A 15,437-nucleotide genomic window follows, 5' to 3' on the forward strand; every position below is an offset into this window, starting at 1 on the left:
AACGGATGGTTATGGTTGGGGACTCGACAGATCGGGATCGGGTTTTGCGACGGGTACTAAAGCATGTTGCATTTAATTTGCTTTAGGAGTTTTGGCGTTCCGCGCGCAAAGCAATGGCGTCATGAATGGCTTTTTGCAGTTGGGCCGGGCGGAACGGCTTTTTGACAAACACGTAATTGCCCAGAAGCTTGTCGAGTTCCTTGCGCGATCTTGCGGGATAGCCCGACATGAAGACAACGCCGTATCGTTGGTTCTGGCGCAATGCTTCGATAATCAATTGCGGGCCGCTGCGCCCCGACATGACAACGTCGGTCAAGATCACATCAAACGGATCGTTGAGTTCTGTTTGTTTCAGAAGGTCCAAGGCTTCTTCGGTGCTTTTAGCGGTTTCAATTCTGAAACCGGCATCTTGCAGAATAATGCCGGCAGTGGTGCGGAGTGCCTGTTCATCATCGACAATCAGAATGCGTTCCCCATTGCCGGGGAGGTTATCAATCTTGTCGATATGGCGCGTTGTTTCGATCGCTGCTTCGGACCTTGGCAAATAGACCGAGAAGGTTGTGCCTTCGCCCTCGATGCTTTCGACTTTAATAAAGCCGTGTGCTTCTTCGACCCAGCTGTGAACAATCGAAAGGCCAAGGCCTGTACCTTTTCCCGGCTCCTTGGTCGAGAAGAAGGGTTCAAAGATGTTGTCGACAATGTCGTCGGGAATGCCGGTCCCGGTATCCTGTACCGTGATGACAACAAACTCGCCGGCAATGTTATCGGGGAATGTTTCATCGTCTTCATCGGGTACGCGCTGGGCGAGTGGGGCGATGTCGATGCTGCTACATGAAATCTGCAAGGTGCCGCCGTCGGGCATGGCATCACGTGCATTGATCGCAAGATTAAGAATGCAGGCCGATAACTGGGTTGGATCAACACGGGTATAAAGTTCGGGCTCATTCGACCAGATTTGCAACTCGATCCGGTGTTCTAGAAGGGTCAGCAGCAGCTTTTCCATTTCCGAGAAAATGCTTTCCACCCGAACATTGGTTGGTTGATCGATCCGGCGCCGGGAAAACATCAAAAGCTGATCGGCAACGCTTGTCGCCCGCTCGCCAAGCGAGATCACATGATCAAGATATTCTTTGACCCGTTCCGGATCATCGACTTTGGCGCGGGCAACTTCGGCGAAGCTCAGAATACCGGCAAGGCAGTTGTTGAATTCGTGCGCGACCCCACCGGCCATCTGGCCAACGGCCTCAAGCTTTTGCGATGTGGCAAGTTGACGTTGCAGGGCCTGTTGTTCTTCTGCGGCACGGTGTTGTGCCGTAATGTTACTGCCGGTTCCGCGATAGCCATTAAAACGACCATCAAGGGTAAAGACCGGAACACCGTTAATCCGCCCGTAATGCTTTTCGCCCGTGCGTGATGTCCATGAAAATTCAACGTTCTGGAATGCCATATGGGCATCAAGACGGCGTTGCAGGTAATGCCAGCTTTCAGAATGTTCAGAATGAAGGCCCAGCTTGTCAAAGGATTGACCTTGCGGAGAGCCGTTAATTTCTTCGATCAGCTGATAGAACTTATAAGACGCGAACGCGATTTTAAGGTCCGCCCCCATTTCCCAATACCAGTCTGCCGATGACAGGGTGAAGTCACGGAACCGTTCTTCGCTGTCGCGCAGGGCATCTTGTGCGATCTGATGTTGCTGCGTTCTGCGTTCCAGACTTTCCGCCATGGCATTCAGGCCACGTTCCAGTGTGCCAATTTCATCGCGCCCCATTGGCGTCAGGCGAGAACCCAATTTACCAATCTGGATTTTATTGACGAACTGGGCGGCTGTAATCAGGCGTTTTAGAACAGTGTGCTGGGTAAACAGGAAAATCAGCACCGACGTCAGCAAAATACACATTGCCGATCCGACCAACAGGACCGATTGCATTTCACGTTGGCTTTCTTCAAGGCCTTTGGTTGAGACCTTGAGATAGACATACATGAAAGGCTGGCTGGCATTCAGGCTGAAAAGCGGGGTGATGGAGACCATGCTTTGGCCGCCATTGTCATGCGTTGTGAACAGCACCTGATCTGTCAGATTCGAACGCAATTCATCTTGCGGAAAGTCGGGCATGACATTGATTGAACTTCCGACCAAAAGCGGATCAATCGCATGGTAAATCGTGCCGTCAAAGCCAACAGCCATGGCTTGCTGTAAGTGTTTGCCTAGCAACCGCTCCATTTGTGCGGCATCACTCAGGATGGAGACTTTAAGCTGTTCATCCTGAATCAGACGTCCGGGGGCGCTGATTTGTTCCGCGATACGGCGGTCAATCTCTGCGCCAAAATACTGCACGTAATAGCCGCCAAACAGGCCAAGCAGGATGGTTTCCACGATCACAATCGCCAATGCGATCTTGAAAACCAGACTGCCAATCATCCGGTCTAACAGCTTCTTCACGCGTATCTGTCTCCCCTGACAGGACCTTATTCAGTGCACCGGGTTACTTTTGCTCAATATAGTATTGGCTCGGGTTTGTCGGTGCCGGTGTCGCATAGCTCCATGCTGCCGGAATAACTTTGGGAACGTTGTGGAAGTTTTTGGCGACCACGCCTTTCCTGTTTGGCGGCAAAGCAATTCCCATAACGTAGAACTGATCGGCACTGATGTCGAGAATATCGCGCATCAGTTGAGTTTGTTTTTCAGCATTCGCTGTCGCTTTAAGGTTGTCATAGAGCGAAAGCTGCTTTTGAACGGCTGCAGGGGGCGTAATTGCATCGGAGCTGTCAGGGTTGACGTACCAGTTGGCCCATCCGGTCGCGAACCACGATGATTCAACCGACATTGGCAAATAGTTGATTGGGATCACCATCGCGTCCAATCCACCGTCGCCGCCCCACGCGCTGGCATGGTGATTATTGTTATCGCGCAGGGAAACAAATTCGTCGCGTGGCAGATTGCGGGCCATCACATCAATGCCAAGGTCGCGCCAATATGCGATGACGGCGTCAAGGATTACGAACCTGTCGGCACCTTCGGTGTCAATTGTAAAGGACAGGCGTTTTCCATCCGGACGCAGCAGGAAACCTTCGTCGTCTTTTTTGTTCAGACCGGCCTTGGACAAATAATCTGACGCCAATTCCGGATCGAAATGAATGAACTGGCGGGCAAGAACCGTGTGATAAAGCGGGCTTTCCGGCCTTGGAGCGGCTTGATTTGGCAAGGCGCCGGGGATAAAGCGCGCAATAATCATGTCGCGATCGATGGCATGCGAAAGTGCGATACGGAAATTCTTGTTCTGGAAAATATCGCGCAGCACCAAGTCCTTGTCATTAAGGTTCAGGGACAAGGTCAGTGTGTTCATGTCGCTTTCGACCAGCGTAAAGGGCTGCAGGTTATCATTGGCCGCAAGGACCTCATCCGCACGTGTACTGACATGGCGTTCCTGCATATTGACCATACCGGCAATGGCCGCATCCCCGGCGGCACTTCGTGACGGGACAAGGGCAAAGGATACCTCGTCAATATAAGGAAGCTGGCGCCCGGTTGGGTCAATTTTCCAGTAATACGGATTGCGCTTGGCAATCAGTGGATCATCTTCGCCGTAGGTTCCGGTCAGAACCCATGCATTAAGTGTCGGAACGTCCGGATTGTGCCAACGCGAAGGATCGTCAATCGTGCCCGGATTGCCAAACACCTCGACAAAGCGTTCTTTCCACCCGGCAAAGCCAAGTTCGCGGGCTTCTTTGTCGGCGTTTGGATTAAACTTTGGCAAAAGGGGCTTAAGGAAGTGTGCCGGGTAGCTCACCGGCTCCACACCTTCGGGACGTGCCAAGGCGGTCGGGAACAGCCCATAAGGTGTGCTGAAACGAAAGGCGACGGTGGTTGCATCAACCTGATCAATCTGTACGGCATTGCCCCCCGCCGTTAGCCATTCGGGCACAGCGTCGGCGAATGCCGGATTGCTCAGGATGTTTTCGTACCAGAAGACAATGTCATCAACACTGAATGGCGCACCATCTGACCACCGCATGCCCGGTCGCAGGCGGAAGAAAAATTCCGTCGCATCGCTGCTTGGTTGAAAGGACAGCGCGACATTGGGAATTGTGGACGTCCATTGTGGTGTCCAGCGCAGCAGCGGTTCGTAGCCAATGTTACGGATCAGCAATGCATGGTCGCGTTGGTTGCGCTGGGCCATTTTCCATGTGCCGCCATAAACGCCGATTTTATCATTGGGGGTAACGATCATTGGCGTGGTTGGTAGGCGGTCTTTGACGGGCGGTAAAGTGCCCGCGGCAACTTCTTTGGCAAGAATAGGGGCTTCGCCAAATTCAACAGCATGCAGTTTTGGGCTGTTCACCAGCATGGTGCCCATTACGGCAATCAATATGTATTTAAACTGTTTCAAAGATTCCTGTGCCCCCGTCGCGGTAGTCGCCTCTGACCTAAGGTATCGGTGAAGCTATTCAAAGGTGGTGAATACCTTGAGTGGCTATGAAGGTAAATAGACCAGTTCCCATGATAAACCCCAAAATGTGTTGCTGTGGCGTCTGGGCTTTCAATTTATGTACATAAATTGAGTGTTCTATATGTATTTTCACAAGAACATGAGTAGGAAGTTTCGCCGTAAAATGGGCTCTGATGCCGCAGAATTGAAAGGTTTTTGTGCGAATCCGAAAGCATTTTTGATCTGTCTCATAAACGGTATATCGGTCTGCAGTAGTCGTTGTTCAATGCCTTTCGAATACGAGCATAATACTAAAGTTTAATACTGTCTAATATATAGACAGTGACGCGAAAATGCAGAATTTTGGGCGCAACAGCGTTAATTTTCTGACGAGTCGTCCTATATGATAGGTACGACATTCAAGCTTAATGAAAGACGGACGTGTGGCGCAATCTGATGATGACACAAAGCAAGCTTTGGAAGCGTCTTTCATGGACGGCCCGAAGCCAACTGCACCGATCCCACGATATGAACCGGGATCGGATGCGGGGTTGCGTGATCGTTTGCGCGGATCTTCGTCCGCAACATCGATGATTCCTCTCAATGATGAGCCAGACGGGTTTAGTGTTGCGGGGATCGAAGGGATGATTGATCGCAGGAAGGCAAATGTTGCTGCCAAGGTGGTCGAAACGGATCCCGATCAGGCGTTGCGCGTCATACGTAATTGGTTGCTGCAAGACTGATCCGTCGAACCTGTGGAACAGCTTATTCTTGCGTATCGATCAATCTCATTATTTCACTGCAAAGCATCAATACACATTTTGGGATAATTCCTTGGCATTACGAGATTTTTTGTCATGCTGATCGCTTGATGAGGTATTTGGGAAGGCTTATGCGGTTATGATTGATTTTACCAAGCTGATTGCAGACCAGTTCTGCGTGTTTGATCCTGATTATGTTGCGCAACAAGAAGCCTTCGCCAACAAACTTGCCCCCCTTCAGGAAAAGCTGATCGAGGCCCAAAAAACCGGGAACAGCATGGCGGCATCCGATCAGCAAATGATCGAATGCAAATGGCTTTTGCTTTACACGGCTGACTGGAAAACGCTGACAGCGAAACTTGATGCGTTTGCCAAGTCGCTGGAAAATACCGATCAGGACTGGGCCGAAAAACAGGTGCCAAGCGATGGGTCATGGGGGCCTTGTTATGACCAATGGTTCCTGAAAGTCGATGCCATGATTGATGCGGTCAATACCCTGGCCGATGCAGGGCAGGCGCCTGACTATCCGTTCTTGTTCATGGCGCCGATCGCAACGCCTGAAAAAATGATTGCCTGGTTGGAAAGTCAGAAAACGTCTTCGATCTTTAGCGATGGTCTGGATCGCCGTGATGCCTTGGGGGCGGTGACCGCAACGCTTTCGCAGATGTGCTTTAAAAGCGAAATTCGCGATTATTTTCAAGACCATGTAAAGGGCTTTGATCTGACCGAAGACTATATCAACGCCTATAAGAAGTGGCTTGATGATTGGCAGGATCCGCAAAGCGGGTATTGGGGTGGATGGTTTGATACGCAAGATCAGGGGATTTTAAAAAGCAGTGATCTTAGTCTGACCTTCCACAATATTTCCTATCAGCATGGCAAGGTTGATTTGTGGACGGCGATCTTTGACACCACGCTTGCCATTCGTGACGAGGCCTACCCGTTTGGCTGGAAACACAATGATGATTTCAACAATCACAATAATTATGATGTGACCAAGATATTCGATCTTGGTTGGTCAAGTGTCGATACGGATACGCAAAACGAAGCTGCATCAGATATCGGGTTGGTTCTGAACTGGTGTCTGACCAAATCAATGACGCCGGATGGCGGGTTTATTGATGACCCGACATTTTATAATTCCGTTGGGGCAGCTTATTATTACGGGGTCTCGTTCCTTGATCAGGCCGGGTATTTCGGAACCGACGTGCCGTTCTGGACCGACAAGCCCTTTGCCGATGGTCCGGCTCTTTGCTGTAAAATCCAGAAAAACATCAAATCCGAAGGCCTTGATGACGACGAAGCCAAGGCTGCGCTTGAAAAACTTGTCGATGCCTGTGGAAATTGCGCGTGAAAACGCAATTTAGGGAACTGAATTAGCTTTGGGGGTTGGCGAAATACCCCCGGCACTCCCCATATGAAGGAAAGAAGAATAAAAACAGGTCATGAGGGTCCAGATGACAGATCGAAAAGATATTGATCTTGCTGGTTTGCGGGTGCGTCTTGAAGAACGACGTGCCGATATTTTGGCGCATTCAGAACATTCCGAAAATCACCGAAAGCCGGTTGAACTAGATCAACAGGCGGTCGGGCGGTTATCGCGCATGGATGCGCTTCAGAATCAGCAGATGCATCTGGAACAGGAACGCCGTCGGGCCGCCGAACTTTCCCGTATTGAGAAGACGCTTGCGCGTATGGAAAATGATGCATACGGGCATTGTCATAATTGCGGTGACCCCATTGAAACGAAACGGTTGGAATTTGATCCGACAACACCGCTTTGTGTCGAATGTGCCAATCATGTAAGCCACGGCTGATATCTTTGCGTAGAATGAAAACACGCAGTGCCAACGATGGCCTGATGGATAAGCTTTGGACAAAGTCGGGAGAGACCGTTTGCCGGTTAATAGGCAATATGATCGGATCAGTTTAAGTGGCCTTGCCACCAGTCTGCTTTTGATCTGTACAGCCGTTCTGTTTTCCGGCCCGGCGAGCGCGCAAGGATCGTGTGGACCGATATCGGCACCGCAAGCGATTTTGGAATTTAATCACAAAGACCCGCAGTTGGACCGGCACCGGTCTGTCCGATGGCTGAATGCCCGGGCGGGCGGCAGTCCGAGTTATCTTGTTGCGGGCCTGACCGAATATGAAATGCGGGCATCGTTTGATATGCGGTTTGAACCACGGCAAGTTGGGTTTGGCCGTTATTGTCTCGACCCGGTTCGGGTCAATCCAAAGGTCGATGTGGTCAAGCATCTGGTCTATATCGCATCGGAGCTTAACCGTGGGTCATGCGAATATAACGTGGTCTATGCCCACGAAGGCGAACACGTGAAAATCAATCAGGGAATGGAGGCCGATATTCGGGCTGCCCTTGATGATTTGATCGCCGATGTTGTGCGCAAGGTCGATGCCATGTTTCCGCTTGCGGCGGATAATGTACCTGGCGCAATGAAAAGACTTCTCTCAGAATATGGCCGGGATTTTAAACGACGAATACGCGATATTGATCGCAATCGGCGTGAACACCACAGACAGATCGATACGCCAGCAGAATATGAAAAGCTGTCATTGGCTTGTGGTCCGAACTCAGCATTCCAGACAGTTTTACAGGCCGCCGCGCGTTAGGTCCTGACCTGACCCCCTAGGCGGTTGAATCAAGGGTAACCAAACCCTTTTCAATCGCATAACGGACAAGCCCGGCCGAACTATCAATATCAAGTTTGCGTTTGATGTTGCGGCGGTGTGTTTCAACTGTCCGCACACTAATATCAAGTTCACGGGCAACATGCTTGTTGCTGGCACCTTTGGCCAGAAGGCGCAAGACCGTGCGTTCGCGTGTGGTTAAGGGCACGCCGTCACTGTTGCTGCCTGCACCCGCGCTGATGCGATCAAAGGTGGAGCTATAGGCTTCGCCGCCATTGGCGATGGTTTCAATTGCCCGGACCATGTCGTTTGATGACACGTCTTTCAGGATAAAGCCCTTTGCCCCGGCCTGCTGTGCCGTGCGCAGATATTCCGGGTTTTCATGCATTGAAAGAATGACGACCTTGGTGCCCGGAAGGGTTTCACGGAACTTTTCGGCCGCTTCCAACCCGTTCATGACAGGCATGGAGATATCCATCAGAACAATATCAGGGTGCAATTCCCCGGCAAGAGACAGGGCTTCGACGCCATTGCTGGCTTCGCCAATGATGTTGATATGATCAAAGCATTCCAGTCGCGAACGGATGCCATCCATCACAAGGGCATGGTCATCACACAGCAAAATGCGCAAAGGACGGTCGGTGGAATAGATTTGATTGGCACTGTTCATTGGCTGAAACTTGTTCCTGTCGCGTGATTATGGATGCAAGGCCAGATTAACCGCTGATTGTCCGGCCGGGTAGCGCATTCTGGTTGGTTGCGGGAATAAATGCAGTGATTTTGGTGCCGTCATCGGGTTCGGAGCGCACAGCAAGCCCCCCGCCATGGAATTCCATACGTTCGCGCATGTTGCGCAAACCGATGCCCGCACGGGGGTCGCGGTTTCGGATATAGCGGTTGGTTTCAAACCCGACCCCGTTATCGGTGATGCGCATGACAACACTTTGGCCTTCGCGTTTGATGCTGATTTTGATCACGGTTGCATCGGCGTGGCGTTCAATATTGGTAAGCGTCTCCTGCAAGACACGGTAAAGCGTGGTCTTTTTGGCGATATCAAGCTGGTTGTCGATCGCATCGCATTTGACGTCGATCCGGATGCTTGAACGGTCTTGCAGTTCGGCACACATGCTTTCAATCGCGGGTTTCAGGCCAAGGTCATCAAGGACCGCCGGGCGCAGGTCACGCGAAATACGCCGGACTTCATGAATGGCGTCCTGTAACCGTTTGGCCGCCTTGTCCATCGGTTCAATTGCGTTTTCGCGTTTTTGCCCGATCCGCGCGATGGCTGTTTCAACCGAATATTTGACCGACACCAATATTTGGCTGATGCCATCATGCAATTCCCGTGAGACCCGCAAACGTTCCTGTTCCTGCACATCGACCACGCGGTGGGTCAGTTCTTTTAGCTTGGAATCGGCAAGTTTACGTTCAGACAGGGTAACGACTGTGCCCGATATCCCGACCAGCAGCACGGCAAGGATGGTGACCCCGATGATCGAAATCGTCGTTTCGCGGATATGAGTGGAAACCTCGGCCTCGATTTCTGCGACCTGTTCGGAAATATCGTCGATATAAATCCCCGTGCCGATCATCCAGCCCCATTTATCAAGCATCAGCGAATAAGTGATCTTTTCCGTGGGTTCGCCTGTGGATGGTTTTTCCCAGACATGGCGCATGAAGTCGCCACCCTTTTCGGCGTTAAAGATCAGTCCCTGAATGACCGAGTTGCCATTAAGGTCGCGCAAATTCCAATAGGTGCGCCCCAAACGCCATGGTTGGGGCGGATCAACAAGGGCGGTGCCATCACGGTCATAAATGAAGAAATACCCATCTTCACCATAAGACAGGTCTTCGATGATGGATTTGACCCGTTCCTTGGAAACCGCATCAAGCGGGCTTGCGACCGAATAGATGTGATCAATCGATGCCATCGCCAGTTCGAGATAGCTTTTGAGCTCTTCTTTCCGCGCTTCAAGGATATTGCGCTCGAACGTTCTGATCTCGGCCTCGGCCAATCGTTCGGCCTGCGCAAAGACCAGCCAGGAGATCGCTGAGGCAGCAAGAACCAGCGGCAGGATTGAAAGCAGTAGGAACTTTAGTCGAAGATTAAGCTGCGGCATGGGCGTGACCGTTTTGGATTTGGGGGTTTCCTTGGGCGGACAATAGCATGTCTGTCGTAAAAGTCCCCGAAAGAACGCGGATGTGCCAGCACACGGATCGATCATTTATCTGGTCGATTTTCCGTATGGTGAAAAGCAACTGGCCCTGTATTTTTTAAATTGGTATTACCAATTAACGAGATCATGCTTTGACAGGGAGAGGGCAATGCGCATATACCAGAACCGACGCCTGCCCACCGGGCGCCAAAAGCTCTGGATGCATTGCACAAGATCTCAACGTGCAGGCATCCTGTTCCGCCACACAAGGTATGGCGTTGCAGGCATCCCGCACCGCAACGCAATTCAGGACCTTATCGTGGCGTTTCACTTGGTTTTGGCAGGCGCGCACAGGCACGTTCCTGCCAGGAAAATGTGGTAGGAGCCCGGTGTCAATGACGCGTTCTGCACCTAAGCGTATCCGTAAACTTTTGGTCGCCAACCGTGGCGAAATCGCGATTCGTGTAATGCGAGCTGCCAACGAGCTTGGCATTCGTACAGTTGCGATTTTCTCGGACGAAGACCGTTTCGCCCTTCACCGTTTTAAAGCAGATGAAAGCTATACGGTGGGCAAGGGCAACAAACCCATTCGCGCCTATCTCGATATCGAAGACATCTTGCGCGTGGCACGCGATGCCGGTGCGGATGCGATCCATCCCGGATACGGTTTTCTGTCGGAAAATCCGGAATTTGCCGATGCCTGTGCCGAAGCCGGCATTCAGTTTGTCGGCCCTGATTCCGAAGTGATGCGAACCTTGGGCAACAAGGTTTCTGCACGTAATCTGGCTGAAACAGCAGACGTGCCGGTGATGCCGGCATCCGCAGCCCTTCCCGAAGATATGACCGAAGTCGCCCGCATTGCCGAAGAAGTCGGTTATCCGCTGATGCTCAAAGCCAGCTGGGGTGGCGGTGGTCGCGGGATGCGCGTCATTGAAAACGGCAAAGACCTTGCCAATCAGGTCTTGGGTGCGCGCCGCGAAGCCGAGGCCGCATTTGGCAATGGCGAGGTTTACTTTGAAAAGCTGATCCGCCGTGCACGCCACGTTGAAGTGCAGCTTTTGGGCGATACCCACGGAACGCTTGTGCATCTTTATGAACGTGACTGTTCTGTGCAGCGCCGCAATCAAAAGGTCGTTGAACGCGCACCCGCACCTTATCTGAATGACGAACAGCGCAAAGAAATCTGTGACGCGGCGATCCGACTTGGCAAGGCTGCCAATTATGTGAATGCCGGTACCGTCGAATTCCTGATGGATGTCGATACATCCAAATTCTATTTCATTGAAGTAAACCCGCGTATTCAGGTTGAACACACGGTAACCGAATGTGTGACCGGCTTTGATCTGGTCAAGGCGCAAATCCTGATCGCCCAAGGTGGTCGGATTGGCTTCCCGTCCGAAACCGGCATTCCGTGGCAGGACAAGATCAAGCTGCGCGACCATGCGCTTCAGTGTCGTATCACCACCGAAAACCCGGAAAACAGCTTTGTCCCCGATTACGGGATCATCAAGGTCTATCGTGGGGCCAACGGGTTTGGCATTCGCCTTGATGGTGGAACGGCCTATTCCGGGGCGGTGATTACCCCGTTCTATGACAGCATGCTCGAAAAGGTTACCGCATGGGGCAGTACCCCGCGCGAAGCCGTGGATCGTATGGACCGGGCTTTACGCGAATTCCGTATTCGCGGTGTTGCGACCAATCTGGCCTTCCTTGAAAACCTGATCAATCATCCGAAATTCCGGGCTGGCGAATACACCACGCGGTTCATTGATGAAACGCCTGATCTGTTCAAGTTTGTCCGTCGTCGGGACCGTGCAACACGTTTGCTGCGCTTCATCGGGGAAGTTGCGGTCAATGGCAACCCGGAAGTCGAAGGCCGGGTTGTACCAACCAATCTGCATGATCCGGTTATGCCAAAATCCATCGATCTTGGCGAAATCCGTCCGGGGACCAAGCAAAAGCTTGATCAGTTGGGGCCGGAAGGTTTTTCACGCTGGATGAAGGATCAGGAACGTGTCCTGATGACCGATACCACCATGCGGGATGCCCATCAGTCCTTGCTGGCGACGCGCATGCGGACCTATGACATGCTCGAAATTGCGCCGTATTATGCGCATGGCTTGCCGGAACTGTTTTCGCTGGAATGCTGGGGCGGGGCGACGTTTGACGTTGCCATGCGGTTCTTGAAGGAAGATCCGTGGGACCGTCTGGTCAAGCTGCGTGAACGGGTGCCCAATATCCTCACACAAATGCTTTTGCGGGCTTCGAACGCGGTTGGCTATACGAACTATCCCGACAATGCTGTGGATTATTTCGTCAAACAGGCAGCCGACCACGGCATGGATGTGTTCCGGGTGTTTGATAGTCTCAACTGGGTTGAGAACATGAAGGTTGCCATGGAATCGGTTTTGAAAACCGACAAACTGTGCGAAGCGACCATTTGTTATACCGGCGACATCTACGACACCAAACGCCCGAAATATAACCTTGATTACTATGTGAATATGGCGCGTGAGCTGGAAAAATCCGGTGCGCATATTCTCGGTCTTAAGGATATGGCGGGTGTGCTGCGTCCGGCGGCGGCGACCGAATTGGTTAAGGCGCTTAAGGATACGGTCAATATCCCGATCCATTTCCATACCCATGACACCAGCGGTATTTCAGCCGCGACCGTGATTGCCGCGATTGATGCCGGTGTTGATGCGGTGGATGCGGCCATGGATTCAATGTCGGGTCTGACATCGCAACCAAACCTTGGATCGATTGCCAATAACTATATCGGTCAGCCACGTGATCCGGGCCTGAATACCGAGGCGCTTAAGGAAGTCTCGACCTATTGGGAACAAATCCGTCGGTATTATGCCGGGTTTGAAAGCGATATTCGCAGCGGAACGTCGGACGTTTACGTCCATGAAATGCCCGGTGGCCAATATACCAATCTGCGCCAACAGGCGCGCGCATTGGGGATCGAAGATCGCTGGCCGGAAGTGTCCAAGGCCTATGCCGCGGTAAACAAGATGTTTGGCGATGTCGTCAAGGTAACGCCAAGTTCAAAAGTTGTGGGCGATATGGCCTTGATGATGGTGACGTCCGGTTTGTCTGAGGAAGACGTTCTTGATCCTAAAAAGGACATTGCCTTCCCCGACAGTGTCATTTCGTTCTTCCGTGGCGAAATCGGTCAGCCGGTGGGTGGTTTCCCGCCAGCCTTGCAGCGCAAGGTTCTTAAAGGTGCCGAAGCCCTGACAGACCGTCCGGGCAAGTCATTGCCGCCGATTGATTTTGAAGCCACCCGCAAGGAAATCGAGAAGAAAACCCATCGCAATACCAGCGATGCCGAGGTTGCATCTTATGTCATGTATCCCAAGGTGTTTCTCGACTATGCCGAACATCGCAGCCACAACGCCGATGTCTCGGTCTTGCCGACCCCGGTCTTCTTCTATGGGATGAGCCAGAATGAGGAAATCTCGGTTGATCTGGAAAAAGGCAAGACGTTGGTGATCCGGTATCTGGCAACGTCGGAATTCGGTGATGAAGAAGGCCATCGAACGGTGTTCTTCGAGCTGAATGGCCAACCCCGCACGGTCAAGGTCGCTGATAAGACCCTTGCCGGGACGGGTAAGGTCAAACCGAAAGCCGAACACGGCAACAAGCTTCATATTGCCGCCCCGATGCCCGGTCTTGTGGTCGAGGTGCATGTCGCCGAAGGCCAGAAGATCAAATCCGGTGATGTGATGTGTTCGCTTGAAGCGATGAAAATGGAAACCGCAGTTCATGCGGAGAAGGACGGGACCGTGGCCAAAATCCACGCGCCCGCCGGTACACAGGTCGACAGCAAGGACTTGCTGGTCGAATTAACGGAGTAACCACTGATGCTTAGGATGCCTGAGCCTGATCAAAATACGCTTGCACGTCGCAAGGATATCATCACGGCCATGAAGGAAATCCTTCCGGCTGCTGGTGGTGTGATTGTCGATGATGATCAGCTCAGGCCCTATGAATGCGATGGTTTGATGGCATATCGGCAACTGCCGATGATTGTGGTCCTGCCCGAAAATACCGGGCAGGTCGCAGCCATCCTGAAATATTGTCATACAAATAAAATCCGTGTTGTTCCGCGCGGTGCAGGGACCGGGCTTTCGGGCGGGGCTTTGCCGATGGCCGATGCGATTACTATTAGTATGATGAAATTCAATCGCGTGATTGAGATCGATTGGGACAACCGGGCAGCCGTCGTGCAGCCCGGTGTCACCAATCTTGGCATCACGCGTGCGGTCGAACATGAAGGGTTCTATTACGCACCCGATCCGTCCAGCCAGATTGCCTGTTCCATTGGCGGCAACATTGCCGAAAATTCCGGTGGGGTGCATTCGCTTAAATACGGGCTTACGACCAACAACGTGCTTGGCGTTGAAATGGTCACGATCGAAGGCGAAATCCTTCGCATCGGCGGCAAGGGTCTTGATCAAACAGGGTACGACTTGTTGGGGATTATTACCGGCTCCGAAGGGTTGCTGGGCATCGTCACTGAAGTGACGGTCCGTATCTTGCGCAAGCCTGAAACAGCGCGTGCCCTTCTTCTCGGGTTTAATTCATCTGAAGAAGGCGGCAAATGTGTTGCTGCGATTATTGCAGCCGGGATCATTCCTGGTGGTCTGGAAATGATGGACGCCCCGGCGATCAAGGCGACCGAGGACTTTGTCCATGCCGGATATCCGCTAGATGTTGAAGCGTTGCTTCTGGTCGAACTGGATGGCCCACAGGTCGAAGTTGATTACCTAATCGAGCGGGTTGGCAAGATTGCCAAGGATTTCAGCGCGGTTTATTCGCGCATTTCCGAGACAGAGGAAGAACGCCTTCTGTTCTGGTCCGGGCGTAAAAATGCCTTCCCGGCCATTGGCCGTATTTCCCCTGATTATATGTGTATGGACGGGACCATCCCGCGTGTTCGTCTGGCCGAAGTTTTGGCCGGGATGCAGGAGCTGTCCAAGCGTCACGGGCTTGGGGTGGCCAATGTCTTCCATGCAGGTGATGGTAATTTACATCCGCTGATCATGTTTGATGCCAATAAAGCCGGTGATCTGGAAAAGGCCGAAGAATTTGGCGCCGATATCTTAAAGCTGTGTGTTGGCGTTGGCGGCGTTTTGTCAGGCGAACATGGCATCGGCGTTGAAAAGCGCGACCTGATGGGTGAGATGTTCACATCTGATGACATGAAGCATCAGGAACGCATCAAAATCGCCTTTGACGAGGACCAGTTGCTTAATCCCGGCAAGGTTTTCCCGACATTGCATGGCTGTGGCGAACTGAAAACCCTGCATGCCAGGGCGGTTGCCGACAAGTTCCCCGATATCCCGCGTTTCTAAAACGAATTTATTCGGGCGAATGCCCCGATTACAAAGAATTGACGATAAAAACAAAGCCTGCTGAACGGTTCCCGCAAGACCGGT

General features: G+C 52.2%; 10 protein-coding genes. 6 read left to right on the forward strand and 4 right to left on the reverse strand.

Features of this window, described 5'->3' with window-relative positions:
* Positions 1 to 82: 82 nt before the first annotated feature.
* Together RIC05_RS08725 and RIC05_RS08730 are read right to left on the reverse strand one after the other, a co-directional pair.
* The gene (locus RIC05_RS08725) at positions 83 to 2,440 is read right to left on the reverse strand and encodes an ATP-binding protein (protein WP_350046766.1); all 2,358 of its coding nucleotides are present in this window, start codon (positions 2,438 to 2,440) and stop codon (positions 83 to 85) included.
* A 43-nt stretch (positions 2,441 to 2,483) separates the two neighbouring features.
* Positions 2,484 to 4,388, reverse strand: a complete 1,905-nt coding sequence (locus RIC05_RS08730; protein WP_350046767.1) for an ABC transporter substrate-binding protein — start codon at positions 4,386 to 4,388, stop codon at positions 2,484 to 2,486.
* A 530-nt stretch (positions 4,389 to 4,918) separates the two neighbouring features.
* Between RIC05_RS08730 and RIC05_RS08735 the strand changes: the two genes are divergently transcribed.
* From RIC05_RS08735 to RIC05_RS08750, 4 genes are all read left to right on the forward strand, one after another.
* Positions 4,919 to 5,170: a hypothetical protein gene (locus RIC05_RS08735; protein ID WP_350046768.1), complete on the forward strand. Its 252-nt coding sequence runs from the start codon at positions 4,919 to 4,921 to the stop codon at positions 5,168 to 5,170.
* Positions 5,171 to 5,327: 157 nt separating this feature from the next.
* On the forward strand, positions 5,328 to 6,542 hold the full coding sequence (locus RIC05_RS08740) for a hypothetical protein (protein ID WP_350046769.1): 1,215 nt from the start codon (positions 5,328 to 5,330) through the stop codon (positions 6,540 to 6,542).
* Positions 6,543 to 6,645: 103 nt separating this feature from the next.
* Entirely contained in the window at positions 6,646 to 7,005 is a 360-nt protein-coding gene (locus RIC05_RS08745; protein ID WP_350041710.1) for a TraR/DksA family transcriptional regulator, read from the forward strand.
* Between the two features lie 79 nt (positions 7,006 to 7,084).
* Entirely contained in the window at positions 7,085 to 7,816 is a 732-nt protein-coding gene (locus RIC05_RS08750; protein ID WP_350046770.1) for a hypothetical protein, read from the forward strand.
* A 16-nt stretch (positions 7,817 to 7,832) separates the two neighbouring features.
* Here the strand turns inward: RIC05_RS08750 and RIC05_RS08755 are convergent, their stop codons facing one another.
* On the reverse strand, positions 7,833 to 8,504 hold the full coding sequence (locus RIC05_RS08755) for a response regulator transcription factor (protein ID WP_350041708.1): 672 nt from the start codon (positions 8,502 to 8,504) through the stop codon (positions 7,833 to 7,835).
* 46 nt (positions 8,505 to 8,550) lie between these two features.
* Positions 8,551 to 9,954 carry a cache domain-containing protein gene (locus RIC05_RS08760; RefSeq protein WP_350046771.1) on the reverse strand — a complete coding sequence of 468 codons (1,404 nt, stop codon included), beginning with the start codon at positions 9,952 to 9,954 and terminating at the stop codon, positions 8,551 to 8,553.
* Between the two features lie 431 nt (positions 9,955 to 10,385).
* On the opposite strand from RIC05_RS08760, the gene RIC05_RS08765 reads away from it, so the two are divergent.
* Both RIC05_RS08765 and RIC05_RS08770 read left to right on the forward strand, forming a co-directional pair.
* Positions 10,386 to 13,853: a pyruvate carboxylase gene (locus RIC05_RS08765; protein ID WP_350046772.1), complete on the forward strand. Its 3,468-nt coding sequence runs from the start codon at positions 10,386 to 10,388 to the stop codon at positions 13,851 to 13,853.
* Positions 13,854 to 13,868: 15 nt separating this feature from the next.
* A complete protein-coding gene (locus RIC05_RS08770) occupies positions 13,869 to 15,353 on the forward strand; it encodes an FAD-linked oxidase C-terminal domain-containing protein (protein WP_350047033.1) in 1,485 nt (494 codons plus the stop codon).
* Positions 15,354 to 15,437: the final 84 nt, after the last annotated feature.

This window comes from Thalassospira sp. (assembly GCF_040218635.1).
In the GTDB taxonomy this organism is placed as follows: domain Bacteria; phylum Pseudomonadota; class Alphaproteobacteria; order Rhodospirillales; family Thalassospiraceae; genus Thalassospira.